Raw genomic sequence first — 24642 nt, forward strand, 5'->3', positions numbered from 1 at the left:
CGGATCCGGCGAGCCGCCGCGCCAGAGTTTCGTTTATGAGATTTCCGCCTTCGTTCCTCGACGACATCAAAACCCGGCTGCCGGTTTCGGAGGTCGTGCGGCAGCGCGTCAAACTGACCAAGTCGGGGCGTGAATGGAAGGGGCTGTCGCCGTTCAACGCGGAAAAGACGCCGTCGTTTTTTGTGAACGACGCCAAAATGGCGTGGTTCGACCTCTCGGCGGGGAAAAACGGCAATATTTTCGACTTCGTGATGGAGACCGAAGGGCTTTCCTTTCCCGAGGCGGTGGAGCGGCTCGCCGCGGACGCCGGGCTCGCTCTGCCGCAGGTCTCGCCCCAGGCGGAGGCGCACGAGCGGCAGCGCACAGGCCTTATCGACGTGATGGAGCTCGCGGCGGCCTATTTCAGCGCCCAGCTCAATGCCTCGGCCGGAACCGGGGCGCGCGCTTATCTCGCGCGCCGCGGGCTGGAGGCGCCGATCCAAAGCCAGTTCCGCCTCGGATACGCAGGGCCCGAGAAATACGCCCTGCGCGATCACCTCGCGGGGAAGGGCGTTCCCGCCAAGGCCATGATCGAGGCCGGACTTCTGATCCACGGCGAGGACATCGCGGTCCCCTATGACCGCTTCCGCGACCGCATCATGTTCCCGATCTGCGACCGTTCCGGCCGGGTGATCGCCTTCGGCGGCCGGGCGCTCGCCAAGGACGCCCAGGCGAAATATCTGAATTCGCCGGAGACGGAGCTTTTCCACAAGGGCTCCATTCTTTACAATCATCACAACGCCCGCAAAGCCGCGCACGAGACCGGCCAGATCATCGTCGTCGAAGGTTATGTCGATGTGATCTCGATGAGCGCAGCGGGGTTCGCCGGCGCCGTCGCGCCGCTCGGCACCGCCCTGACCCCCTCCCAATGCGAACTGCTCTGGAAGATGGCCGAGGAGCCTGTGCTCTGTTTCGACGGCGACAAGGCGGGCGTCAAGGCGGCCTACCGCGCGATCGAGATGGTTCTGCCCCTGATCGGGCCCGGGCGGTCGCTGCGCTTCGCGCTTCTGCCTGAAGGAAGCGACCCCGACGATCTCGTCCGGTCGGGCGGGCGGGACGCCATGTCGGCTGTTCTGGGAGAGGCCCTGCCGCTGGCCGATCTGATCTGGCGGCGAGAATTTACCGGCGCGGATCTCACGACGCCGGAAAAAAAAGCCGGGCTCGAGCGAAGGCTCGACGAGATCGCGCGCGAGATCACGGACGAAACCCTGCGCCGCTATTACCGCGACGACTTCAGGGACCGGCTCGCCAGACAATTCGCCCGCGCCGGGAGCCAACGTTTCGCCGGTCGTGGCCCTCGCTGGACCGGCGCCCGCAACGGAGCCTCCCGGGGAGCTTCCTTTAACCAGACAGAGTACGGACAAGACGCCGGCAACCATCTGAAGGTCGCGCCCCAGATCGGGCGCAGTCTTGCGCAATCTCCGCTGTTGCGCCCGGGCGCCGGCGCCCTGCCGCCGCGCGAAGCGTTGATCCTGTTGATTTTGATCAATCACCCCGAACTTCTGGAGCGCCATGTCGAGGCGCTCGCCGATCTTGAATTTTCGAGCCGGGAGGCGGGCGGCGCGCGTGATCGGCTGCTCGATTTCGCAGGATCGGCCGCCGCCGGACGAAGCCCGCGCGCAGCGCTTGAAGACGCCGGGTTTTCAGGACTGATCCAGAAGCTCGATCTGCTGGCGGCGCACGCCTCGCACTGGTGCGTCAAGGCGGAGGCCGCCGAAGCCGACGCCGAGGAGGTTCTGAAGCAAGCCTTGACCTTGCATCATCGGGCAAAGGCGTTAAATAGGGAGTTGCATTTGGCTGAATTGGCTCTAGGTAAGGAGTCCAGTGAGGCCAATCTCGCTCGTCTTAAAGACATTCAAGAGCAATTATTGACACTGGGCGGGACTGAAGCCGCGGTCGAGGGGTTCGGAGATTCTTCCAAACGTCTCGGGACGGCGATGTAAGTTCCGCAAGGTCTGTTATTGACGTCACGAACGAAGATCCGGGATAGGTTTCTCCAAAGTTAGATATTGCTGGAGTGTTTTGTTATCCGTCGAGATCACCTTCAGGATAGCCGCCGCGTGATCCGGGTGGGCTTGGTTTGAGATTGGCAGTCTCGATGGGCGCGCCATGGACAAGTTCAGGTTCGGCGCGGCTTTCGTGTGCGCCGCCGAATTTTTGTGAACCGCCAAGTGACCGCCAAGTGAACCGCCCTGGAATTGCCAACGAGCCGCGCCGACTGAGCCAAGGTCGAGATATTGCCTGACTTCTTTGCCTTAGATTGGCCTGGCCAACAGCAGGGCGTCGATTTTTCCTCTTGTGGAGGCCTTTGATGGCGAAAAAGGACACCGATAAGACCGAGGCGGAAGGCGGCGTGGTCGAAACCGCGGACAGCCCCCTGCTCGATCTGTCCGACGCCGCCGTCAAGCGGATGATCAAGCTCGCCAAGAAGCGCGGCTTTGTCACCTACGCCGAACTGAACGCAGTGCTGCCTTCCGAGGAAGTGAATTCCGAGCAGATCGAAGACATTCTCGCCATGCTCAACGAGATGGGGATCAACGTCGTCGAAAACGAGGAGAACGACGAAGCCGAACCCGAGGAAGCCGCCGAAGAGGAAGAAGTCGAGGGCGGCGACCTGATCGAGGCGGCGCAGCCCAAGGCCGTCGCGGTCCGCTCCTCGGAGCCGGCCGACCGCACCGACGATCCGGTGCGCATGTATCTGCGCGAAATGGGATCGGTCGAACTTCTGTCCCGCGAAGGCGAAATCGCGATCGCCAAGCGGATCGAGGCCGGCCGCGAGGCCATGATCGCAGGACTCTGCGAAAGCCCGCTGACGTTTCAGGCCATCATCATCTGGCGCGACGAACTCAACGACAGCAAGGTCTTGCTGCGCGACATCATCGATCTCGAAGCGACCTACGCCGGCCCGGACGGCAAAAACACGCCCAAGATCGACATGACCGCACCGGGGGCCGCGGAGGCGCTCGCCTTGCAGCAGGCCGCCCCCGCGACGGCGCCGCTCACTCCGCCGGCGCGGCTGCGCCCGGCGGGCGAGGAGGGCCCGGAAGATCCCCTGCCGGAAGACGTCTTCGACGAGGAAGACGACATGGAGAACGCCGTATCGCTCTCGGCCATGGAGGCCGAACTCAAGCCGAAGGTGCTGGATACGTTCGACCGCGTCGCCGACGCCTACAAGAAGCTGCGCCGGCTGCAGGACCAGAATGTCGAGAACAAACTAAAGAACGAAACGCTGACGCCGTCCCAGGAGCGCAAATACAAGACGCTGAAGAAGGAAATCGTTGTCGACGTCAAATCGCTCTCGCTCAATCCGAACCGGATCGAGGCGCTGGTCGAACAGCTCTACGACATCAACAAGCGTCTGATCGGCCTTGAAACCAAGCTTTTGCGTCTCGCCGAAGGCTCCGGAGTCACGCGCGAGGATTTTCTAAAGAATTACCAGAATTCCGAACTTGATCCGAAATGGCTGCTTCGAGTGTCGAAGCTCGGCGGGCGCGGCTGGAAGGATTTCGTCGCGAGAGCCAAGGATTCGATCAAGGATCTGCTCGCGGAAATTCACGGCCTCGCGACCGAAACCGGCCTTGAAATCCAGGAATTCCGCAAAATCGTCCATATGGTCCAGAAAGGCGAGCGCGAAGCGCGTCAGGCCAAGAAGGAGATGGTCGAGGCGAACCTCCGGCTGGTGATCTCGATTGCGAAGAAATACACCAATCGCGGCCTGCAATTCCTTGATCTTATTCAGGAAGGCAACATCGGGCTGATGAAGGCGGTCGACAAGTTCGAATACCGCCGCGGCTACAAATTCTCAACCTACGCGACCTGGTGGATCCGGCAGGCGATCACCCGCAGCATCGCCGATCAGGCGAGGACGATCCGCATTCCGGTCCATATGATCGAGACGATCAACAAGATCGTGCGGACCTCGCGCCAGATGCTGCATGAGATCGGCCGCGAACCGACGCCGGAAGAACTCGCCGAAAAACTCGCCATGCCGCTCGAAAAAGTGCGCAAGGTGTTGAAAATCGCCAAGGAGCCGATCTCGCTCGAAACCCCGATCGGCGACGAGGAGGATTCGCATCTCGGCGATTTCATCGAGGACAAGAACGCGATCCTGCCGATCGACGCCGCCATCCAGTCGAATTTGAGGGAAACGACGACCCGCGTGCTCGCCTCCCTGACCCCGCGCGAGGAGCGCGTGCTGCGGATGCGCTTCGGGATTGGCATGAACACCGATCACACGCTCGAGGAAGTCGGCCAACAGTTTTCCGTGACCCGCGAGCGAATCCGCCAGATCGAGGCGAAGGCGCTGCGCAAGCTGAAACATCCCTCGCGCTCGCGCAAGCTGCGCAGTTTTCTGGACAATTAGCGCTCGGCGTCGAGCGGGCAGGTCGTCGGAAGAGAACTCCCGATGGGGCGCATTGAAGGCAAGTGGAAGCTGAGCCAAAACCGATCCGCCGCCGACCGCCGGGGAGTCATCGCCGGGGCTCCGCCTCGCAAGGTGAGCAACAAAGCGCGGCGGGAAAGCTGATGTCGCAGGGTCTTTCAGAATAATTCAATCGCCGCGCGCCGCTAAATTGACTTGGCGGAGAGCTTGCCTCTATAAGACCTTCGTTTCCGGCTGTGCGACAGGCGCCCGCGGTTGTTCGCTGGGCGCCTCACTTGTTTGCAGGGACCAGCGGACCACTTACGGCGCGGCGCGGCCGCGGCTTGATGTAAACTTCTAGTTTTGGAGCTTTAGCGGTGAAGCGGACATATCAACCGAGCAAACTCGTGCGCAAGCGGCGTCACGGATTTCGCGCGAGAATGGCGACTGTCGGCGGACGCAAGGTGATCGCCGCACGCCGCGCACGAGGCCGCAAGCGGCTCTCGGCCTGAGAGCTATCGCGCGCCGAGCCGTTAAGGGCTCGGCTCGGCTCTTTGGACGAGGCGCGGTCGCGCCAAGTTGTAGTGTACCGAGTTTTTGAGGCGAGGCGCCTTTTGCATGGTTGACGAGAAGCGCAATCTTTTTCTGGCGATCGGGCTGTCGTGCCTTGTCGTCTTGGGCTGGAACACGTTTTTCAACGTGCCGCAATACGACAAGGCCCGGCAGGCGCAGATCCTCGCCCAGCGCCACGCCGCCCAGCAGGCCGCGAACCCGGCCGCAGGCCAACAGGCTGGTCAGCCCGACGCCGCTTCGGGCGCTCTTGGGCAAGGATCCGCGCAGGACTCGGCGCCCGCCGTCCCCGAATCGCCGCCCCTGACACGGGCCGAGGCCCTCGCCGCCAGCCCGCGGATCAGGCTCGACACGCCCGCTCTTTCCGGCTCGATTGCGCTTCGCGGCGGGCGGATCGACGACGTCGCGCTGAAGGGCTACCGCGAGACGCCCGACCCTTCGAGCCCGATCATCGTCCTGTTGTCGCCGGCCGGCTCGCCGGCGCCCTATTACGCCGAGACGGGCTTCATCGCCGCCCCGGCCGAGACCATCGCCCCTCCCGGACCCGATACGCTGTGGACCGCCGACCGCGAGGTTCTCACCGCCGAGGCCCCGGTGACGCTGACCTTCGACAACGGCCAGGGCCTGATCTTCCGCCGCAAGATCGCGGTCGACGACCGCTATATGTTCACGGTGACGAATAGCGTCGAGAATAAATCCGGCCGCGTCATCTCGCTCGCGCCCTATGGACTCGTCTCCCGCCATGGTCTGCCGCAGATCCTCAATTATTCGGTGCTGCACGAAGGCTTTGTCGGTCTCGTCGGGGAATCCGGGCTGCAGGACTACAAATATGGCAAGATCGCCAAGGAGGACGGCGCGCGCAAGACCTTCAAGGGGACTGGCGGCTGGCTCGGCATCACCGACAAATATTGGGCGGCGACGGTCATTCCCGACCAGAGCGCGCCGGTCGAGGGCGGCTTTTCCGAGCGCGGCGAGTCGCCGAAGACGACCTATCTCGCCGATTTCGTCGGCGAGGCCCGCACCGTCGCTCCGGGCGCCACGGCCGAGACGACCGCGCGGGTCTTCGCCGGCGCGAAGGAAACCGACACGCTTGACGCTTACGAGAGAAATCTCGGCATCCCGAAATTCGATCTTCTGATCGACTGGGGCTGGTTTTATTTCATCACCCGGCCGATGTTCAAGCTGCTTGACTTCCTGTACAAATTCACTGGCAATTTCGGCGTCGCGATCCTTTTGACGACGGTGATCGTCAAGGGCCTGTTCTTCCCGCTCGCCAACCGCTCCTACCTGTCGATGGCGAAGATGAAGAACGTCGCGCCGCAGGTCGCCGCGATCAAGGCGCGCTATCCCGACGACAAGCACAAGCAGCAGGTCGAGACGATGGCGCTCTATAAGCGCGACAAGATCAATCCGGTCGCGGGTTGCCTGCCGATGCTGATTCAGATCCCGATTTTCTTCTCGTTGTACAAGGTCCTGTTCATCACGATCGAGATGCGCCAGGCGCCCTTTTTCGGCTGGATCCACGATCTCTCGAAGCCCGACCCGACCAATGTGTTCACCCTGTTCGGGCTTTTGCCGTTCGATCCGACCCAGATACCGGTGTTCGGCGCATTCCTCGCGCTCGGCATCTGGCCGCTGATCATGGGCGTCACGATGTTCATCCAGATGAAGATGAACCCCGAGCCCGCCGATGAGATGCAGAAGAAAATCTTCACCTGGATGCCGGTGGTGTTCACCTTCAGCCTCGGCAGCTTCCCCTCGGGCCTCGTCATCTATTGGGCCTGGAACAACACCCTCTCGGTCATCCAGCAGGGCATGATCATGAAAAAGGCCGGCGCCAAGATCGAGCTCTGGGATAATCTCGCCGGCATGTTCCGCAAAAAAGCTACAAGTTGATCAAACCCGCCGGCCCCCTGCCGCTGGAGAAGACGGGAAGCGCCGCATCAGCGGATGCGTCCGGCGACGGGGCCGACTTCTTTGAAACCGGGCGCAAGCTCTTCGCCAAGGAATGCGGATTTATCTGGGCCGCCGCCGACGCGGCCCATCTGCCTCCGCCCGGCGCGCCGGAGATCGCCTTCGCCGGGCGCTCGAATGTCGGCAAATCCTCCCTTCTCAATGCGCTGACCAATCGCAAGACCCTGGCGCGGACGTCGAACACGCCCGGGCGCACCCGCGAATTGAATTTTTTCGCGCTCGGCGGCGACGTCGACGCCTGCGATCTGCGTCTGGTCGATATGCCCGGCTACGGCTATGCCGCCGCGTCCAAACAGAAAATCGCGTCCTGGAGCGGCCTGATGCAGGATTTCCTGCGCGGCCGCGCGCGCCTTTTGCGGGTTTTTGTCCTGATCGACGGGCGGCACGGCCTCAAACCCGTCGATCTGGAGATGCTGGACCTTCTCGACCGGTGCGCCGCCTCCTATCAGATTGTGCTGACCAAGCGCGACGAAGTCAAAGCCGCCGAGCAGGACGTTCGCGCCGCGAGCGTCGTCGCCGCGATCGCCAAGCGCCCCGCCGCTTTTCCGCAAGTGATCTTCACCTCGGCTTTGACCGGCGAAGGGATCGCCGACTTGCGCGCCGCGATCGCCCGGCTTCTGGCCGAGGCGGGATATGGCCGCGCCGCGCCGGGGATTTTCTGATTCCCTTTCGTTTGGCTCCGCGTTGAGCTTGTCATGCGAAGCGGATAGAGATTTTAGCCCTTCAACCCCCGAGACACGCTGACATGACGGGAACGGCCGAAAATCCTGAGGCGCAAGCGCAGGCGCAAGCCGCGATTTTGATGCAGGCGCTGCCGCACATGCTGCGCTACGACGATTCGATCGTGGTGGTGAAATACGGCGGCCACGCCATGGGCGACGATAAGGTCGGCCGCGATTTCGCGCGCGACATGGTCCTGCTCGAGCAATCCGGCGTCAATCCGGTCGTGGTGCATGGCGGCGGGCCGCAGATCGGCGCCATGCTCGCCAAGCTCGGCATCAAGTCGGAATTCTCCGAAGGCCTGCGCATCACCGACCGGGCCACGGTCGAGATCGTCGAAATGGTGCTGGCCGGGTCGATCAACAAACAGATCGTCGGCTTCATCAACGCCGAAGGCGGCCGCGCGATCGGCCTTTGCGGCAAGGACGGCAATATGGTGATCGCCAAAAAGGTCCATCAGCCGGGCCAGTCGGTGGATCTCGGCTTCGTCGGCGATCCGGCCAAGGTCGACACCACCGTTCTCGATCAGGTGCTAGGACGCGAACTGATCCCGGTGCTTGCGCCGATCGCGCAGGGGGAGGACGGCGAAACCTACAACGTCAACGCCGATACTTTCGCCGGGGCCATCGCCGGAGCGCTCAAAGCGAAGCGGCTGTTGTTCCTGACCGACGTTCCGGGCGTGCTCGACCAGAACAAGAACATCATCAAGGAATTGCGGGTCGATCAAATCCGCGCCCTGATCGCCGACGGGACCATCACCGGCGGCATGATCCCGAAGGTCGAGACCTGCATCTACGCTCTCGAACAAGGTGTCGAGGGCGTCGTCATTCTCGACGGAAAAACGCCGCACGCCGTCCTTGTCGAGCTTTTGACCGATCATGGCGCGGGGACATTGATCACACGGTGAACGAAAACAACCTCTTTCCGCCCGCGCCCAACGAGGCCTCCGACGCCACGGACAAGGCGGGGCCCGCATCGGGCGAGCCCGACGACCTCACGAGCGTCCGGGCCGCCGACGCCTTTTCCAAAATAAACGCGTTCACCAAAATCGACGCGTTTTCGAAAAGTGACGCCCTTTCAGGGATCGACAAATTTTCAATAATCGACACGTTTTCGAAAATCGACACTTGGGTGTTCGATCTCGACAACACGCTTTACCCCGCAGATAATGCGCTGTGGCCGAAGATCGACGCCCGCATCACGCTGTTTCTTGGCCATTTGTTCGGCCTCGACGGCATGTCCGCCCGGGCGCTGCAGAAATATTACTACCAGCGTTACGGCACGACCTTACGCGGCCTGATGCAGGAACACGACGTCGTCGCCAAGGAATATCTCGACTTCGCGCATGACGTCGACCGATCCTGCCTCGTCCCCAACCCTTCGCTCGCGCGCGCCATCGCCGCCCTGCCCGGCCGCAAGCTGATCCTCACCAACGGCACGCGCGACCACGCGCTTCATACGGCCCGCGCGCTCGGCCTCGACGAGATGTTCGAGGATATTTTCGATATCGTCGCCGCCGATTTCCTGCCGAAACCCGAGGCAGCGACCTATGAGCGGTTTTTTGACAGACACGCCGTCGATCCGGCGCGCGCGATCATGTTCGAGGACATCGCCCGCAATCTCGTCGTCCCGCACGAGCGCGGCATGACGACGGCGCTGGTGGTCCCGAAGCCCGGCCAGACCGACCACCGCGAGGCGTTCGAGATCATGGGCGAGGCGACGCCGCCCCATATCGACTATGTGACGAGCGATCTCGAGGATTTTTTGGCGGCGGCCGTCAGGGCGTCAGCTTTCCCCGCGAAGCCGCGCGGTGGCGGGTAAAAGCCTAGCGTTTTCCGATCGCATGAATTCATGCGATCGATCAGAAATCGCTCCAAAATCAAAGACTTGAGCATATTCTTCTCGATTGGATTGATTCAATCCAATAGGAATATGCTCTAAGCTCAAGATCCCCCCAACAGCCCTGCCCGCCAGCGCGCCAGCCCAATTTTACCAGCAGCGCCAGCACCGCCGCCGACGCCAGCCCCAGCGGCGACGGCGCCACCAGGCCTTCTCGATATGATTTGGTTCCGCGGAGGATGTCGGCGCGATCTGCTCCAGGGAATTGCTGGGCAGTGCGGACGCGGCGGCGCCTGCGATCACAAGAATTCCAGCCGACAGGACTGTAGATGTAACGAACAAACGCCGATTCATGCGCCAACCCCTCCCGAAGACACGCAGTGCCATTTAATGACTGATGCCTGACGATAACGCTTAGTTTCTGATTTGGTTCCGCAGTTTCTTTGCACAAGTTGCTGACCCGGAAAGACCAGAGCGCAGATTGATTCTTGAGCGCAAAGCTCGTACCTCCGGAATTTGGACGCGCGAGCTTTGCTTGTCGCACTCGACGAAAGACTGAAAAATGACCCATACCGCCCTCGAAACCATCGTCGACGCCGCATTCGAGGACCGCGCCGACATCAATTCCGGCACGAAGGGCGACATCCGCAAGGCGGTCGAGGCGGCGCTGCATCTGCTCGACGCCGGCAAGCTTCGGGTCGCCGAGAAAATTCCTGGCGCCGAGGGGCCGGCCTCATGGAAGGTCAATCAATGGCTGAAGAAGGCCGTGCTTTTGTCATTTCGCCTGAATGACATGGCGCCGATTTCGGGCGGCCCCGGCGGCGCTTTCTGGTGGGACAAGGTCCCCTCCAAGTTCGAGGGCTGGGGACCGCAGGAGCACGCCGCCGCCGGGTTCCGCTCCGTTCCGAACTGCATCGTGCGCCGCTCGGCCTATATCGCGCCGGGCGTCGTTTTGATGCCCTCGTTCGTCAATCTCGGCGCCTATGTCGATAGCGGGACCATGGTCGACACCTGGGTCACGGTCGGCTCCTGCGCCCAGATCGGCAAGAACGTGCATCTCTCCGGCGGGGTCGGGATCGGCGGCGTTCTGGAGCCCTTGCAGGCGAGCCCGACCATCATCGAGGACAATTGCTTCATCGGCGCGCGCTCCGAAATCGTCGAGGGCGTGATCGTCGGCGAGGGGGCGGTGGTGTCGATGGGCACCTTCATTTCCGCCTCGACCAAGATCATCGACCGGGCCACGGGCAAGATTCACGTCGGCTACGTGCCGCCCTATTCCGTCGTCGTCTCCGGCAATCTGCCGGGCAAGCCCCTTCCGGACGGCTCGCCCGGCCCTTCGCTCTATTGCGCCGTGATCGTCAAGACGGTGGACGCCCAGACCCGTTCCAAAACAGCGATCAACGAATTGCTGAGGGATTGATGGGCCTCTGGTCGCGGCTTGACGCCCGGTTCGGCTTCCGCACCGACCGCGGCCGGATCGCCGCCGGAACCTGGCGCGAGGGCGCGGGGCTGCTCGCGGGCGTTCTCGCCGTTCTGACCCTCCTTTGGCTTTTCATCGAACCCTACACCCACCGCGAGCTTGGCCCCGGGACCGCGCTGTTCGACGCCAGGACATTTCTGGCCTTCGTCTATCTTCTCTTCTACGCCTTCGCGGTGATCTTCATCGGCATCAGCTTTTATAATCTCGGCGCCAGGCGCTGGCGCGACCGGGGCAGGCCGTCCGGGTTCGCTGGTCTGCCGCTGGTGCTGGCGCTCGTCGCCGGCTCGGTTCATTGGCTGCAGCCGCGCGTCGCGGACGTTATGTCCATCTGGTATGTCGTCGGCGCGGACATCGCCTTTGCGTCGGTCCTGGTCTGGACGATCGTCGAGCTCGGTTTTCTGCCGCCCCGCGAGCCCTGATTGGCGCGTGGCCGGAAATTGCTCTAAAACGGGCTGAACGAACGGGTTCGCGCGAATGGAAAGTCCTTCGGTTTCGGAAGCCCTGGCCAATCTCAGGCTTGAGATCGACCGCATCGATTCCGGGCTTCATCAGCTTTTGATCAAGCGCGGCGAGATCATCGACCGGTTGATCGAGGCGAAGGCGCGGCAGGGCGGCGGCTGCGCCTTCCGGCCCGAACGCGAGGCCGACATGATGCGCCGCCTCGTCGCGCGCCACCAGGGCCTTCTGCCGCTCGACACGGTCGAAAGCATCTGGCGCATCATCATCTCGACCTTCACCTTTGTTCAATCGCCCTACAGCGTGAACGCCGATATTTCGGGCGGCGATGCGCCGATGCGCGATTGCTGCCGGTTCCATTTCGGCTTTACGGTTCCCTATGCGCCGCGGCGCGATGCGGGCGCCGTCATCCGCGCCGTCGCGGAATCGAATGGCGATCTCGGCCTTGTCCGCGTCACCTCCGGCTCCGGGCCGTGGTGGCGCGCCCTGACCGCGCAGCAGGCGCCAAAGATCATCGCGCGGCTTCCCTTTGTCGAACGCCCTGACCATCCGGCCGGACTGCCGCTGTTCGTGATCGCGCAGCCTCTCGCCGACGCCGCGGCGCGCGAAGTCGTGATCCATGCGCTGACCCTGGAGCGCCAGATCGACCATCCGCGCGCGCGGCTCACTGGGCTTGGCGCCGAAATGCTTGATTCCTACACGGACGGCTCCCAGATCTTCATTCTGGCGGCGGCCCCACGCGAGGCCGATCTAGAGGGCCTGCGGGAAGGTCTGAAGCTCGCCGGCGCCGGCGAGACGGAGGTCGCCGAGATCGGCGGCCACGCGGCGCGGTTCGATCTCGCCCGGAGCGGCGACGCTCCGGAAAACCGGCCGTTCGAGGCGCCGGAGCGCGAGACAATGGCGGCGCGGGCTGCTAGAGCAGACGCCCAGCGTCAGGCGGCGCAATGACACGTTCCGGAAGTAAGATTGAATGAACAAGATCGAGGTCGCGGCCCGGCCGCGCCCACGCGCAAGCGTTCTCAATATCGACGCCTACATCCCCGGCAAGAGCCCCGAGGCGGGCGCGGTCAAGGCCTACAAGCTGTCGTCAAACGAGACGCCGCTTGGCCCTTCGCCGCTCGCGAAAGAGGCCTATCGCGACTTCGGCGACCATCTTCAGACCTATCCCGACGGCTCCGCGCGCGCCCTGCGCGCGGCGATCGGCGAGCGGTTCGGCCTCGATCCGGCGCAGATCATCTGCGGCGCGGGATCGGATGAAATCATTCACCTCCTCGCCTCGGCGTTCCTCGAGCCTGGCGACGAGGGCGTCTATACGGAGCACGGATTTCTCGTCTACCGCATCGCCATCCTCGCGGCGGGCGGTGTTCCCGTCGTCGCCCCCGAGAAGAACCTGACGGCGGATGTCGACGCCATACTCGCCAAGGTCGGGCCAAGGACGCGAATCGTCTTCATCGCCAATCCCAACAATCCAACAGGGACCTATCTGCCCGCCGCGGAGGTCGAGCGCCTCGCCGCGGCGCTGCCGCCGCATGTCCTGCTCGTGCTCGACGGAGCCTATGCCGAATATGTGACGCAGGCCGATTATTCGGCCGGGATCGATATCGTCGCCCGCCACGAACATGTGGCGATGACCCGCACCTTCTCGAAGATCTATGGCCTCGCCGCGATCCGGCTCGGCTGGTGTTACGCCCCGCGCGCGATCTGCGATGTGATCCATCGCATCCGGGCGCCGTTCAACACCAGCGGCGCGGCGATGGCGGCGGGAATCGCCGCGCTCAGCGACGTGGAGCACCTCGACAAGGCGATCGCCCATAATGCGCGCTGGCTCGCCTGGCTGACGCAAGAAATTTCCGCGCTCGGATTGAAAGTGACGCCCAGCGCCGGCAATTTTCTGTTGCTGCACTTCGACAGCGAAGCCGAGGCGCAGGACGCCGACCTTTTCCTGACGGAGCGCGGCCTCATCTTGCGCGCCGTGGCGGCTTACGGCCTGCCGCATTGCCTGCGCCTGACGGTCGGACTCGAGGAGCCCAACCGTCTCGTCATCGCGGCGCTGAAGGACTTTCTGGAATCGAAGAGGCCCGCGCGTGCCTGACGGTCTCGGGGCGCCGCTTTTTGAGCCCTTGTTCGACCGCGTCGCCCTGATCGGCATCGGTCTCATCGGCTCGTCGCTCGCGCATATCTGCCGCCGCAAGGGGCTGGCGCGCAGGATCGTCGCCGCCGACGCCTCGAAGGAGGTGCGCACGCGGGTGGCCGAACTCGGATTCGCCGACGAAGTCGCCCCGTCCGCCGCCGAAGCGGTCAGGGGCGCCGACCTTGTCGTCCTCTGCGCCCCCGTCGGCGCGATGGGTCCGATCGCCAGGGAGATCGGGCCTCATCTCGCTCCCGGCGCGATCGTCTCCGACGTCGGTTCGGTCAAGGTTTCGATCGTCGAGGCGGTCGCTCCGCATCTGCCCGCTTCAGTTTGCTTTATCCCGGGTCATCCCGTCGCCGGAACCGAATATTCCGGCCCGGACGCCGGCTTCGCCGCGCTGTTTCATAACCGCTGGATCATTCTGACCCCTCCGGCCGACGCGGATCAGAAAGCGCTGGCGAGACTTTCCGCCTTCTGGACCGCAGCGGGCGCGAACGTCGAGACGATGACGCCCGAACATCATGATCTCGTGCTCGCCATCACCAGTCATGTGCCGCATCTCATCGCCTACAATATCGTCGGCACCGCCGCCGACCTCGAAGCCGTGACCCAGTCGGAAGTCATGAAATTCTCCGCCGGCGGATTTCGCGACTTCACCCGCATCGCCTCGTCCGACCCGATCATGTGGCGGGATATTTTCCTCAACAACAAGGACGCGGTGCTGGAGATGCTCGGACGCTTCAACGAGGATCTGACCGCCTTGCAGCGGATGATCCGGCGCGGCGACGGCGACGGCCTCTCTGAACTATTCACAAGGACGCGGGCGATCCGCCGCGGCATCATCGCGCAAGGCCAGGAAACAGCCGAACCCGACTTCGGGCGCAGGGCGCAAGAGGAATGATGGCGAGGAAGACGGCCCGCCCGCCCCGGCCACTGGAGCAATTGTCATGACCGAAGCCGCGCTCAAGGAGCGACTCGCAGCCGCGAATCCGGCCGACCCCACCCGCTCGTTTCAGGGGCTGATCCTGACCCTGCAAACATTCTGGGCGGCGCAGGGCTGCGTGATCCTGCAGCCCTATGACATGGAGGTCGGCGCGGGCACGTTTCATCCCGCCACGACCCTCAGAGCGTTGGGGCCGCGCCCATGGAAGGCCGCCTTCGTCCAGCCTTCGCGCCGGCCCAAGGACGGACGTTACGGTGAAAACCCAAACCGGCTGCAGCATTTCTATCAGTTTCAGGTTATCCTGAAGCCCTCGCCAGGCGACCTGCAGGATCTCTATCTCGCCTCGCTCAAGGCCATCGGGATCGACTTTGGCGTTCACGACATCCGCTTCGTCGAGGACGACTGGGAAAGTCCGACCCTTGGGGCCTGGGGCCTTGGCTGGGAATGCTGGTGCGACGGCATGGAGGTCTCGCAATTCACTTATTTCCAGCAGGTCGCGGGCGTCGAATGCGCGCCGGTGTCGGGCGAACTCACCTACGGGCTCGAACGCCTCGCCTGCTACCTGCAGAACGTCGACCGCATCATGGACTTGAATTTCAACGGCCTCGAAGGCTCGGAAAAGGTCACTTACGGCGACGTGTTTCTTCAGGCCGAGCAGGAATATTCGCGCTACAATTTCGAACACGCTGATGTCGAAGGCCTGTTTCGGCATTTCAGGGACGCGGAGGCCGAGTGCCAGGCGCTGCTTCGCTCCGGCGAGCGCGAGCGCGAGGAAGATGGCATTCATCTCCTCGCGCTGCCCGCCTACGATCAATGCATCAAGGCCTCGCATCTCTTCAACCTGCTCGACGCGCGCGGCGTCATCTCGGCAACCGAGCGGCAAAGCTACATTCTTCGCGTGCGTGAACTCGCCAAGGCCTGCGGCGCGGCCTGGCTGTCAACCGCGGGCGGCGGGGCCTGAGCGAACCTCATCCTTCCATCAGGCGCAGATTACGCTAGAGCGCTTTCCGGCCGAATGTGATCATTCGGTCGATCAGAAATCGTTCCAGAGTCAAAAACTTGAGCATAGTCTTGTCGATTGGAATGATTCACTCCAATCGGAATATGCTCTACTGGTAGAATTGCGGAAACTCGACATAGGGCCCGGGATAAAAACAACCGGTGTCGTAAAGCGGATTACATCGCCATTCATTCGCCACGGAGAAGATACGCGGCCCCCATGCGTAGCGATGATGATAATGGCGATGATGATAATGGCGGTGGTGATGATAATAATTGCCACGGTAATGCGCCAGCTCGACCGGGACCATCCGCGAGGCTTCCAAACCCGAATGATATCCAACATTTGGACCGCTGATCGCACCCGGGATGGCCGATACGGATAATAGGCCGGCCAACGCGGCCGTCATGAGAATTTTCATAGCGCTTCTCCGGCGACAGACAACGAAAGGAACACGCCCGCGGCCTCGTTGTTCCACCCGCATCGCCGCCGGAGAATCGTGACGATTCATCCAGCCTCAGCGATGCCAGCTCAGCGATGCCGGCCGCCGCCTCCATGCCACCCTCCGCCTCCATGCCATCCATGGCCGCCAAATCCGACGCTGCGTCCGGAATAGACATGGCCGCCGTAACCGGCGTAATGCCGATTCCCGCCCCAATATCCGTAGTGACGCCGGTAGGGGGCGCCGTAATACCCGTAGCCGCCATAATAGGGACCACAGCCGTAGAACGGATCGCAGGACGCCGTCGAGGCTATTGCCAAGGGCGTCGACAAGAGTCCGAGCGCCGCTCCGGCGACGGCCGCGCCGGCGTTGGGCGCATAATAGCCGTGATGGTGATAATAGCCGTGGGTATGGTGGCGATAATGGCCATGGTAACGATGGCCATAGTAACGATGGCCGTAGTAATGATGGCCGGGATGGCGATAGGCCGCCTGGTCTATCCCGGATTGATCTGCCGCCGGCGCGAGAATGGCCGAACCCGGCGCGCTCATCGGGCCGGCTCTCGCTCCGGCCGTGACCCCGAGCAGGATCGCGAACGAGAGCGCCGCACTCCTTGAAATGTTCATGGCTTTCCTCCATTGAACACCGGCGAACGCGTACCCTGCTCCGTTGTTCCCGCTTCAGCCCGTCCGCCGGTTCAACTTTGGCGCCCTCGCAAAATCCGCCCGTCTCATGCTAAAGCTGGTCCATGCCCGACCTCCTTCTCGAATTGTTTTCCGAAGAAATCCCCGCGCGCATGCAGGCGCAGGCGGCGGACGATCTGAAACGTCTCGTGACCGAGGCCCTTGCGGCTCAGGGACTTGAGGGCGAAGGCGCCGCGAGCTTCGCCACTCCTCGCCGTCTCGCCTTGCACATCGCCGGTCTGCCCGCGCGCCAGCGCGATCTGCGCGAAGAGAAAAAAGGTCCGCGCGTCGGCGCGCCGCAAGCCGCCGTCGACGGTTTTCTGAAGAGCGCCGGGCTTGAAAACATCGAACAGGCCAAGATCGTCCGCGATCCGAAAAAAGGCGAATTCTATGTCGCCGTCGTCGAGCGCGCCGGTCAGCCGACGCTCGACGTCCTGGCAAGCCTCCTGCCGCCGCTGATCAAACGCTTTCCCTGGCCGAAATCCATGCGCTGGGGCGCGGCCTCGGCGCAGCCCGAGTCACTGCGCTGGGTGCGCCCGCTGCACTCGATCCTCGCGACCTTCGGACCCGAGACCGAGGATCCGGACGTCGTCGCCTTCGCCGTCGATGGCGTCGAGGCGTCCAGCATCACCTTCGGCCATCGCTTCATGGCCCCCGGCGCGATCAAGGTCCGGCGCTTCGACGATTACGCGCCAGCGCTCGAAAAGGCGAAAGTCGTGCTCGATTCCGCGCGCCGACGCGACATCATCCTCTACGACGCGCGCGACCTCGCCCTGGCCCAGGGTCTTGAACTCGTCGAGGACGACGCGCTCCTCAACGAGGCGGCGGGGCTTGTCGAATGGCCCGTGGTGCTGATGGGCGAATTCGACGCCGGCTTTCTCGACCTTCCGGCCGAAGTGATCCGCGCGACGATCCGCGCCAATCAGAAATGCTTTGTGCTGAGGCGTCAGGCCAGCGGAGGCCTCGCCAACAAGTTCATTCTCGTCGCGAATATCGAGGCGGAAGACGGCGGCGCGGCCATCGTCGCGGGCAATGAGCGGGTAGTGCGGGCGCGCCTGTCCGACGCCAAATTTTTCTGGGAAAGCGATCTTAAAATCAGGCTCGAAGACAGACTGCCGAAACTCGAGACTATCGTCTTTCACGAAAAACTCGGCACGCAGGGCGCGCGCGTCGGACGGCTGGAGCGGCTCGCCCGCGAGATCGCGGGAGTCATCGGCGCCGACTCCGGGAAAGCGGCGCGCGCGGCGCGGCTCGCCAAGGCGGACCTCACCTCCGAGATGGTTGGCGAGTTTCCCGAACTGCAAGGACTGATGGGCCGCTATTACGCCAGCGCGCAGGCCGAGGACGCAAGCGTCGCCGGCGCCATCGAGGATCATTACAAGCCGCAAGGACCAAACGACCGCGTGCCGAACGATCAGGTCGCGATCAGCGTGGCGCTCGCCGACAAGCTCGACGCCCTCACCGGGTTCTGGCTGATCGATGAAAAGCCTACCGGCAGCAAGGACCCTTACGCCCTGCGCCGCGCCGCGCTCGGGGTGATCGCGCTTGTTCTGGACAACGAATTGCGGCTTGCGCTACAGGGCGTTTTGAAAGGCGCTTTGGCAAATCAAACGCCCGTCAGCAATTCACAAGTCTACGATACGGAGACAGGTGAAACACGGCCTGCCGGCACGTTGCGTGAGGTAGAAGTAATCCCTTCGCTGCTCGACTTCTTCGCCGACCGGCTGAAAGTCTCTTTGCGCGAGCGCGGCGCGCGGCATGATCTCATCGACGCCGTCTTCGCCCTGCCGGGGCAGGACGATCTGCTGCTCATCGTGCGCCGGGTTGAGGCGCTGGGGAAATTCCTCGACACCGAGGAAGGCGGAAACCTGCTCGCGGGCTATCGCCGCGCGGCGAACATTGTGCGGGCCGAGGAAAAAAAGGCGGGCGAGGCGGAAGCCGCGTCTTTTGCGCAAGACTATTCGCAAGACGCACTCGTCGAACCCGAGGAGAAAGCGCTCGCGGGCGCCCTTGATCGCGCCGCCGTCGAAGCGAAAGCCTCTTTGGAACGTGAAGATTACGCCGGCGCCATGGCCGCGCTCGCAACGCTCAGGGCGCCGGTCGACGGCTTCTTCGAGAAGGTGACAGTCAACGCCCCTGACCCGGACCTGCGCCTGAACCGGCTGCGGCTTCTCAACGGATTGCGCCGCGCCATGCACGAGGTCGCGGATTTTTCCAAGATCGCGGGATGAGGTCAAACGTTTCGGCAGGGAAAGGATCAGCATGAGCGAGACTACGCAAGGAGCGTGTTTTTGCGGGGCCATCGAGATTTCCGCCAGCGGCGCGCCAAAGGCCCAGGGCTATTGCCATTGCCGTTCGTGCCGCTCCTGGTCGGCGAGCCCAGTCAATGCCTTCACGCTCTGGCCGGCCGAGGCGGTTAAGGTTTCAAAGGGCGCGGAACACGTCGCGACCTATGCAAGACGGAACGAAGCCATCGCCATTATTGCCGAATCTGCGGCGGCCATCTCATGACCACGCACCCGCAATGGGGTCTGATCGACGTCTACGCCGCGACCATCCCCGACTTTCCGTTCGCCCCGCAAGTGCACGTCAATTACCAGGAGACCGTTCTCCCCATCCGCGACGGCCTGCCAAAGCTCAAGGATTTGCCCGCTGAAATGGGCGGATCGGGAGAAGCCGCGCCAGAATAGGCTCGATCACCGCGTCGCGACGATGAACAAACGCGGGAACGGCACAGCAGCACGGAGCCGTCCGGCAGCGCTGGATAGGCGCGGGCGTCGCGCATAGGACGCACGCGTGCGCTCATCCTCAAAAACATCGCGAGAACCCATCACCCGATCTCGATCAGCAGCGGCTCCAGGCCCGCGATCGTCGCCTCGATCTTGTCGCCCTTGACCACAGGGCCGACGCCGGCGGGCGTTCCGGTGAAGATGAGGTCGCCGGGCCAGACCTCGACGAGTTGCGACAGGAAGCTCACGATCTGCGGCACGCCCCAGATCATGTCGGCGAGGTCGGCGCTCTGACGCACCTGCCCATTGACCTTGCACTCGATCCTGCCCTTGGCGACGACGCCCGTGTACATCTCCGGAATGATCGAAGAACATGGCGCCGAATGGTCGAACGCCTTCGACATCTCCCAGGGCTGACCTTTTTTCTTCGCCGCGCCCTGCGTGTCGCGCTTCGTCATGTCGAGGCCCGTCGCGTAGCCGAAGACCATATCGTTGACTTTGTCGGCCGGGATGTCCCTGCCGCCCATCGCCATCGCGACCACCAGTTCGACTTCGTGCTGGAGATCGCTCGTGCCCGGCGGATAGGGCATCACCGAGCCGTTCTGCAAAATGGCCTGCGCCGGCTTCATGAAGAAAAACGGCGGATCGACGGCCGGATCCGACCCCATCTCCTTCGCGTGGTCGCTGTAGTTCTGGCCGACGCAGAAGATGCGGCGGACCGGAAACGGTTTCGTCGACATCGACGGGAGCGAGACGATCGGCGGTTCGGCGAAGGCGTAATCACCCATGGACTTCAACCTCAATGATGTTCCGGACGCGACAAACGCCGGGGCCGCCCGACAAGGCGTGTGATCACCGCTCCATCGCTCCCATGATCGCCGCCTTGCAGCGCCCGGACAGCGAGGCGGAATTGTCGCGAAGACATGCAATCACCCGGCCGCCGCCCGGCAGAACATCGCCGCACAAGATGCGCACATCGCGTCCGCAGGCGCGCCGAAGGATCATGAATTCCTCGCGCGGCGCCATGGGCGGATAGGATTGCGCGCGAGGGGCGGGCGCCGCGGGCGCTGACGGGGAAGGCGCAGTCGCGGAAGGGGAAGGCGCAGTCGCGGGCGCGGGAGGCAAAGGCGCGGCGGGAGCGGAAGTCGCGACGGGCGCTTGCGCCGGCGTCGCCTGACGTCCCGGTTGTTGGGGCGAAGGCGTCTGCTCGGGCGAAGGCGTTTGTTGAGACGAGGGCGTCTGTTGGGACGAGGGCGCCGCGCCGCCGACGGCGTTGACCGCTTTGAGGCAAGCAGGCGAGAGACTCGCCGCATTTCCCTTCAGGCAGGCGAGCGACGCGGAGCCGCCCGGCGGGACGCTGGCGCAATGGGCGCGATAGTCGGATTGGCAGGACGCCCTGACGGCGCTGATTTCGGCTTGCGTCGGCTGCTGGGCGAGCGCCGCGGCCGGGAGAATCAGCAGGCCGACAATAGATGCGCAGCGGAGCCGCGCCTGAAGGCCCCAGCCCATGCTTTCACTCATTCGCGCCCTCCCGCCACATTCGCGCCCGTCGCGCATCAGCCCGCATCAAGCGGTTCGGCGCCGCTTGGGCGCCCGTCCGGGCCCAATGTGATCTTTTCGATCCTCTGCTCGGCGCTCCGCAACAGACCTTCGCAATGTTTCTTCAAGGCCTCGCCGCGAGCATAAATCGCGATAGATTGCTCGAGCGCGACGGAGCCCTTTTCGAGCTGGTCGACGATGCCCTCGAGTTCCTTGAGCGCGGCCTCGAAAGACAGCGAGGCGACATCCTCTTTGGCGTCCGGCACGTTGGCGTTTCCCGAAGTCCGGCTGTCGGCGACAGCGCGATCGCAAATCGCTCCAGAGTCAAAGACTTGAGCATAGTCTTGTCGATGGGATCGATTCAATCCGATCGGAATATGCTCTAGACGCGCTTGAGCGTCAGTGCAAGTCAAGCGCGAAGGGGACGCCCTCATAGCAATCCCGGCCGCGGCCGATCCTTTCGACAGCGGCGGCCATGCGCCCGTCCCGGCCCAGCATGCTGTCGGCGATCGAAACCAGCCGCGCATTGGGGGTCGCGGTCGGCGAGTTCCGGCGGATGGCCTGCGCGATCTCGTCTTCGTCGCGCCTTGGGCTGAGAGCGCAGGCCGCGATGAAGGCGGCGGCGGTCGAGCGGCTGACGCCCGCATAGCAATGGATCAGCATCGGATGGGTCCGGTCCCATTGCTTCACGAACGCCAGAAGCTCGCCGACATGCGCGTCCGAAGCAAGGATATGGCCGTCCAGTTCCTTGACGATGTCTGAAATGACGACAAGCAGATGCCGGTCGGGCGTGATCGGATGCGGGCGCGGAACCGGAGTTCCTTCATCGATCAAGGTGACAAGCGTCCGGGAGCCGGTTCGCCGGACCATGTCGGGAACCTTCGCCAAGGAACAAACGTGAATGCGCCCCATACCATCCTCAAACTTGCGCGTCCGGCGAGCCGCCCCCCCCCCGGCGGCGCCCAACGCAATGCATGACTATAAACCCAAATGCTGCGATGCGGAACCGCCTTGGCCCGCCTTCCCGGTCAAACCCGAAAGTTCGGCGAGAAACCGGTCCGCCGCGAGGGTGGGAGACCACGGCTCCCAGGCGGCGCCCCCGAACATTTTCTGCAGCGGATCCGCGGGCAGAGGCGTGTAGGGAATCCGCAGGACGCGCCGCACTTCCGCTTGCGTCCAGCCGACGACATGCACGGCTTCGGAAGCGGCGGCGATGCGATCGGCCCGCTTGTGCGCTTTCCATTCCTCGGGCGTCCACGGCGCCAGGCCGTAGCGCAGGCCCACGGCGTTCTCGAGCATCGCGGTCAGATCGCGGTAAGCGCTCCCAAGAAAAGGCTTCACCACCGAAATGCAGTCAAATCCCAGCAGCCCCTCGTCGGCGTCGTGGAGGAGCTCGCGAAGCTCCGCCTTGGGGTCTTTCAACGCAGGGGAAGAAAGCCTCCTCATGGCGAGGACGAGGAGCGAATGCTGCGCGACGGACAGCGGCAGGGGCCAGGCCGAATGGCCGCCCCAGCGATAGGTCCGCGCCAGCCCGATCGCAAGGTCGCGATCCTCCCAGTCGAACGGCGTCGGATTGAGCAGATCGAGGCGTTTGCCGGAAAATAGCCTGACCCAGGCGCGCGTTTCACTCATGTAATTGTCCGCGTTTCACTGATGCAATTGTCCGCGCTTCACCGATGCAACTTTCCGGGTTTCGTTCATGCAAGCGCCAAAGGCGGGATCAGGCGCGGCTCTGGCCCCAGCTGCGGTTTCATGGTCTCTACAGCTTCGCGGCGGGCGGCCGCCTTCTCTAACACGCCCCAGAGATTCTGCACGGATGGAAGAAGATTTAGCGCTTCATGACCCGCGATCGGGCTTGCGGAGGCTCGGCGTTAAGGACAGGCTCTTTGCGCTATGGCGTGTCGATCTCGAAGCATTCAGGCTCGACCCAAACGTTCTGTCCGCCGACGAACAGGACCGCGCCAACCGTTTTCTGCGCGACGAGGACCGGCGCCGGTTCGCCCTGACCCGCGCGGCCCTGCGTCATCTGCTGGCGAACGCGACCGGCCTGACCGCCGCAAAGATCCGGTTCGAAGCCGGTCCTTACGGCAAACCGTATCTTGCGGAGAGCCTTGATGTCCAAGGCGGCGGCGGACGGCTCGATTTCAACGTATCGCATTCCGGCGCCTTCGCCCTGATCGGGATCGCGCGAGGGCGCGCCATCGGCGTCGACATCGAAATCATGCGCGATACGATCGACGAATTGCAATTGGCCCGGGGGTTTTTCTCTGACGAGGAATATCGCTCTCTCGCCTCTCTTGAGGGAGCGGCGCGATTGCGTTCGTTTTACCGGATCTGGAGCTGCAAGGAGGCGGTCCTGAAATCGTTCGGGGCGGGAATTACGGAGCGCCTGCGCGATTTTTCGGTGGAATTGACCGCGGAAGGGTTCAGGCTTCATCGAGAAGCCGGAAATCTCGAACCGGGCCGCGCCGCGCTCGATCTCGCAGCCGTCCGGGTCGAACCGCTCGAAGCGCCGCAGCGCTATTCGGCGGCGTTCGCTCTGGCTCCGCTATAGAACTGGCGCCCTTCCTCAAACTTCTCCCGGCGCCTTCGCCTCGATCGCCAGCGCATGCACGCCTCCATTGAGTTCCGCGCGCAGCAGATCATTAATGGCGCGGTGCCGGTCGATCCGGCTCTTGCCTTTGAAAGCGTCGGCGACCACCTTGATCTTGAAATGCGTCTCTCCTGCGCCGCCCGCCGTTCCCGGCTGGGTCACGAGATGCGCGTGTCCGGCGTGCTTGCGGGATTCGTCGATCACTTCCATCAAGACAGGATCGAAGGCGGATTTCAGTTTCGATCGGATTCGATCGCCGGCCGACGCTTGATTATGGTCACTCATTCCTGGCCTCCTTAACTTCGCTTGGCCTCGCCTTGGTCCACCTTGGCCTCACCTCGGCCTTCCGGAAGAAATCGCGGGGCCGCCGGCAAAATCAAGTCCCCCGCGCAGATCCGCGGCGACAAAACCACCGAGCAATCGCCGCGCCAGACGGACTGCGACTTTTATCACCGCCGCGATCCGCTCATTTCTCGTCTTAACGTGCGGATGCGCCTTGCGGCTACCTCAAAGACATTCATAATGCGGCCGTCATGGATTTAAATTCTCGTCTCTTCGACCGCATCAGGGTCAAATCGGAACCGAAGCAGGCGGCGCGCCCGTCGCAGCCGCTTTGCAACCATCCGGGCTGCCGCGCGCCCGGCGAGTTCCGCGCGCCGATGGGCCGGCTGCGGGAAGGACAATATTTCAGTTTCTGCCTCGACCATGTCCGCGAGTACAACGCCTCCTATAATTATTTCAACGGCATGACCCCCGAGGCGGTCGCCGTATATCAGCGTGACGCCCTCGTCGGGCATCGACCGACCTGGTCGATGGGATCAAACCGCACCGGCAAGAACTTCCGCGAGGAAGGCGACGACCCCTCGAGCCCCGGCGATACCCTTGGAATGTTCCGGCATCCCAACGCCGGCCCGCCTTCCAGAAGCCCCGCCAAACCCCGGTATGGAGTCGCGGCGCTGAAGGCCCTCGACCAGTTGGGTCTCGACGACGGCGCCGATCCTGCCTCGATCAAGGCGCGCTACAAGGACCTGGTCAAGAGGCTACATCCCGACGCCAATGGCGGGGACAGGTCGAACGAGGATAAACTGCGCGAAATCATCCGCGCCTATAATTATTTGAGAACGGTCAAACCCGCCGGATAGCC

24 protein-coding genes and 1 pseudogene are annotated in these 24642 nt (G+C 63.3%); 17 read left to right on the forward strand and 8 right to left on the reverse strand.

Translation table 11 applies throughout. The features are described from left to right. Window positions 1-35 precede the first annotated feature (35 nt). The 13 genes from dnaG (at window position 36) to BM177_RS12255 (ending at window position 15473) form a co-directional block, all read left to right on the forward strand. Window positions 36-1982 (forward strand): DNA primase, encoded by a 1947-nt coding sequence (dnaG, locus tag BM177_RS12195; RefSeq protein ID WP_091682744.1) that lies wholly within the window; start codon window positions 36-38, stop codon window positions 1980-1982. Between the two features lie 368 nt (window positions 1983-2350). Beyond that, window positions 2351-4402 carry an RNA polymerase sigma factor RpoD gene (gene rpoD / locus BM177_RS12200; RefSeq protein ID WP_091682747.1) on the forward strand — a complete coding sequence of 684 codons (2052 nt, stop codon included), beginning with the start codon at window positions 2351-2353 and terminating at the stop codon, window positions 4400-4402. 374 nt (window positions 4403-4776) lie between these two features. Then, on the forward strand, window positions 4777-4911 hold the full coding sequence (gene rpmH, locus BM177_RS12205; RefSeq protein ID WP_010300405.1) for a 50S ribosomal protein L34: 135 nt from the start codon (window positions 4777-4779) through the stop codon (window positions 4909-4911). Between the two features lie 106 nt (window positions 4912-5017). Beyond that, on the forward strand, window positions 5018-6865 hold the full coding sequence (yidC, locus tag BM177_RS12210) for a membrane protein insertase YidC (RefSeq protein ID WP_091682750.1): 1848 nt from the start codon (window positions 5018-5020) through the stop codon (window positions 6863-6865). Window positions 6866-6888: 23 nt separating this feature from the next. Then, a complete protein-coding gene (yihA, locus tag BM177_RS12215; protein WP_091682945.1) occupies window positions 6889-7605 on the forward strand; it encodes a ribosome biogenesis GTP-binding protein YihA/YsxC in 717 nt (238 codons plus the stop codon). A gap of 83 nt (window positions 7606-7688) precedes the next feature. Further along, window positions 7689-8570: an acetylglutamate kinase gene (gene argB, locus BM177_RS12220; protein ID WP_091682752.1), complete on the forward strand. Its 882-nt coding sequence runs from the start codon at window positions 7689-7691 to the stop codon at window positions 8568-8570. Window positions 8571-8746: 176 nt separating this feature from the next. Continuing rightward, window positions 8747-9484: a pyrimidine 5'-nucleotidase gene (locus BM177_RS12225; protein ID WP_244532290.1), complete on the forward strand. Its 738-nt coding sequence runs from the start codon at window positions 8747-8749 to the stop codon at window positions 9482-9484. A gap of 580 nt (window positions 9485-10064) precedes the next feature. Further along, window positions 10065-10922 (forward strand): 2,3,4,5-tetrahydropyridine-2,6-dicarboxylate N-succinyltransferase, encoded by an 858-nt coding sequence (gene dapD, locus BM177_RS12230; protein ID WP_091682755.1) that lies wholly within the window; start codon window positions 10065-10067, stop codon window positions 10920-10922. Continuing rightward, on the forward strand, window positions 10922-11401 hold the full coding sequence (locus BM177_RS12235; protein WP_091682757.1) for a hypothetical protein: 480 nt from the start codon (window positions 10922-10924) through the stop codon (window positions 11399-11401). Before dapD ends, BM177_RS12235 begins: the two co-directional genes overlap by 1 nt. Window positions 11402-11456: 55 nt before the next feature. Next, entirely contained in the window at window positions 11457-12386 is a 930-nt protein-coding gene (locus BM177_RS12240) for a chorismate mutase (RefSeq protein ID WP_091682759.1), read from the forward strand. A 31-nt stretch (window positions 12387-12417) separates the two neighbouring features. Continuing rightward, window positions 12418-13530 carry a histidinol-phosphate transaminase gene (hisC, locus tag BM177_RS12245; protein WP_091682950.1) on the forward strand — a complete coding sequence of 371 codons (1113 nt, stop codon included), beginning with the start codon at window positions 12418-12420 and terminating at the stop codon, window positions 13528-13530. After that, window positions 13523-14470 (forward strand): prephenate/arogenate dehydrogenase family protein, encoded by a 948-nt coding sequence (locus BM177_RS12250; protein ID WP_091682761.1) that lies wholly within the window; start codon window positions 13523-13525, stop codon window positions 14468-14470. Before hisC ends, BM177_RS12250 begins: the two co-directional genes overlap by 8 nt. A 46-nt stretch (window positions 14471-14516) precedes the next feature. Further along, window positions 14517-15473: a glycine--tRNA ligase subunit alpha gene (locus tag BM177_RS12255; RefSeq protein WP_091682763.1), complete on the forward strand. Its 957-nt coding sequence runs from the start codon at window positions 14517-14519 to the stop codon at window positions 15471-15473. Window positions 15474-15621: 148 nt separating this feature from the next. Here the strand turns inward: BM177_RS12255 and BM177_RS12260 are convergent, their stop codons facing one another. Next, window positions 15622-15933 (reverse strand): hypothetical protein, encoded by a 312-nt coding sequence (locus tag BM177_RS12260; RefSeq protein WP_091682765.1) that lies wholly within the window; start codon window positions 15931-15933, stop codon window positions 15622-15624. Between the two features lie 110 nt (window positions 15934-16043). Beyond that, window positions 16044-16580, reverse strand: a complete 537-nt coding sequence (locus BM177_RS12265) for a hypothetical protein (RefSeq protein ID WP_091682767.1) — start codon at window positions 16578-16580, stop codon at window positions 16044-16046. 122 nt (window positions 16581-16702) lie between these two features. Between BM177_RS12265 and glyS the strand changes: the two genes are divergently transcribed. Together glyS and BM177_RS12275 are read left to right on the forward strand one after the other, a co-directional pair. Continuing rightward, window positions 16703-18868, forward strand: coding sequence for a glycine--tRNA ligase subunit beta (gene glyS / locus BM177_RS12270; RefSeq protein WP_091682770.1), 2166 nt, complete (start codon window positions 16703-16705; stop codon window positions 18866-18868). 31 nt (window positions 18869-18899) lie between these two features. Then, window positions 18900-19327: pseudogene (locus BM177_RS12275) on the forward strand (GFA family protein). A 140-nt stretch (window positions 19328-19467) separates the two neighbouring features. Here BM177_RS12275 and BM177_RS12280 read toward each other — a convergent pair. From BM177_RS12280 to BM177_RS12300, 5 genes are all read right to left on the reverse strand, one after another. Further along, on the reverse strand, window positions 19468-20154 hold the full coding sequence (locus BM177_RS12280; RefSeq protein WP_091682773.1) for a fumarylacetoacetate hydrolase family protein: 687 nt from the start codon (window positions 20152-20154) through the stop codon (window positions 19468-19470). A 64-nt stretch (window positions 20155-20218) separates the two neighbouring features. Beyond that, window positions 20219-20887, reverse strand: coding sequence for a cysteine rich repeat-containing protein (locus BM177_RS20935; RefSeq protein ID WP_091682952.1), 669 nt, complete (start codon window positions 20885-20887; stop codon window positions 20219-20221). Between the two features lie 35 nt (window positions 20888-20922). Next, window positions 20923-21171, reverse strand: coding sequence for an exodeoxyribonuclease VII small subunit (locus BM177_RS12290; protein ID WP_091682776.1), 249 nt, complete (start codon window positions 21169-21171; stop codon window positions 20923-20925). Between the two features lie 133 nt (window positions 21172-21304). Beyond that, window positions 21305-21817: a tyrosine phosphatase family protein gene (locus BM177_RS12295; RefSeq protein ID WP_091682779.1), complete on the reverse strand. Its 513-nt coding sequence runs from the start codon at window positions 21815-21817 to the stop codon at window positions 21305-21307. A 66-nt stretch (window positions 21818-21883) separates the two neighbouring features. After that, a complete protein-coding gene (locus BM177_RS12300) occupies window positions 21884-22537 on the reverse strand; it encodes a phosphohydrolase (protein ID WP_091682781.1) in 654 nt (217 codons plus the stop codon). A gap of 184 nt (window positions 22538-22721) precedes the next feature. On the opposite strand from BM177_RS12300, the gene BM177_RS12305 reads away from it, so the two are divergent. Then, window positions 22722-23459 carry a 4'-phosphopantetheinyl transferase family protein gene (locus BM177_RS12305; RefSeq protein WP_175492591.1) on the forward strand — a complete coding sequence of 246 codons (738 nt, stop codon included), beginning with the start codon at window positions 22722-22724 and terminating at the stop codon, window positions 23457-23459. A 15-nt stretch (window positions 23460-23474) separates the two neighbouring features. Here BM177_RS12305 and BM177_RS12310 read toward each other — a convergent pair whose 3' ends face one another. Further along, window positions 23475-23783 (reverse strand): BolA family protein, encoded by a 309-nt coding sequence (locus BM177_RS12310; RefSeq protein ID WP_091682785.1) that lies wholly within the window; start codon window positions 23781-23783, stop codon window positions 23475-23477. 248 nt (window positions 23784-24031) lie between these two features. Here BM177_RS12310 and BM177_RS12320 point away from each other — a divergent pair, with 248 nt between their 5' ends. After that, the gene (locus BM177_RS12320) at window positions 24032-24640 is read left to right on the forward strand and encodes a J domain-containing protein (RefSeq protein ID WP_091682789.1); all 609 of its coding nucleotides are present in this window, start codon (window positions 24032-24034) and stop codon (window positions 24638-24640) included. The last annotated feature ends 2 nt before the right edge of the window (window positions 24641-24642 follow it).

Origin of the sequence: Methylocapsa palsarum, from assembly GCF_900114285.1 — a bacterium.
GTDB classification, from domain to species: Bacteria; Pseudomonadota; Alphaproteobacteria; order Rhizobiales; family Beijerinckiaceae; genus Methylocapsa; species Methylocapsa palsarum.

Excerpts from the sequence above, each read along its gene's own strand:
- dnaG (WP_091682744.1), top strand. The coding sequence starts at position 36 with ATGAGATTTCCGCCTTCGTTCCTCGACGACATCAAAACCCGGCTGCCG.
- rpoD (WP_091682747.1), top strand. The coding sequence starts at position 2,351 with ATGGCGAAAAAGGACACCGATAAGACCGAGGCGGAAGGCGGCGTGGTC.
- yidC (WP_091682750.1), top strand. The coding sequence starts at position 5,018 with ATGGTTGACGAGAAGCGCAATCTTTTTCTGGCGATCGGGCTGTCGTGC.
- argB (WP_091682752.1), top strand. The coding sequence starts at position 7,689 with ATGACGGGAACGGCCGAAAATCCTGAGGCGCAAGCGCAGGCGCAAGCC.
- dapD (WP_091682755.1), top strand. The coding sequence starts at position 10,065 with ATGACCCATACCGCCCTCGAAACCATCGTCGACGCCGCATTCGAGGAC.
- BM177_RS12235 (WP_091682757.1), top strand. The coding sequence starts at position 10,922 with ATGGGCCTCTGGTCGCGGCTTGACGCCCGGTTCGGCTTCCGCACCGAC.
- BM177_RS12240 (WP_091682759.1), top strand. The coding sequence starts at position 11,457 with ATGGAAAGTCCTTCGGTTTCGGAAGCCCTGGCCAATCTCAGGCTTGAG.
- BM177_RS12255 (WP_091682763.1), top strand. The coding sequence starts at position 14,517 with ATGACCGAAGCCGCGCTCAAGGAGCGACTCGCAGCCGCGAATCCGGCC.
- BM177_RS12260 (WP_091682765.1), bottom strand. The coding sequence starts at position 15,933 with ATGAAAATTCTCATGACGGCCGCGTTGGCCGGCCTATTATCCGTATCG.
- BM177_RS12265 (WP_091682767.1), bottom strand. The coding sequence starts at position 16,580 with ATGAACATTTCAAGGAGTGCGGCGCTCTCGTTCGCGATCCTGCTCGGG.
- glyS (WP_091682770.1), top strand. The coding sequence starts at position 16,703 with ATGCCCGACCTCCTTCTCGAATTGTTTTCCGAAGAAATCCCCGCGCGC.
- BM177_RS12280 (WP_091682773.1), bottom strand. The coding sequence starts at position 20,154 with ATGGGTGATTACGCCTTCGCCGAACCGCCGATCGTCTCGCTCCCGTCG.
- BM177_RS20935 (WP_091682952.1), bottom strand. The coding sequence starts at position 20,887 with ATGAGTGAAAGCATGGGCTGGGGCCTTCAGGCGCGGCTCCGCTGCGCA.
- BM177_RS12295 (WP_091682779.1), bottom strand. The coding sequence starts at position 21,817 with ATGGGGCGCATTCACGTTTGTTCCTTGGCGAAGGTTCCCGACATGGTC.
- BM177_RS12300 (WP_091682781.1), bottom strand. The coding sequence starts at position 22,537 with ATGAGTGAAACGCGCGCCTGGGTCAGGCTATTTTCCGGCAAACGCCTC.
- BM177_RS12305 (WP_175492591.1), top strand. The coding sequence starts at position 22,722 with ATGGAAGAAGATTTAGCGCTTCATGACCCGCGATCGGGCTTGCGGAGG.
- BM177_RS12310 (WP_091682785.1), bottom strand. The coding sequence starts at position 23,783 with ATGAGTGACCATAATCAAGCGTCGGCCGGCGATCGAATCCGATCGAAA.
- BM177_RS12320 (WP_091682789.1), top strand. The coding sequence starts at position 24,032 with ATGGATTTAAATTCTCGTCTCTTCGACCGCATCAGGGTCAAATCGGAA.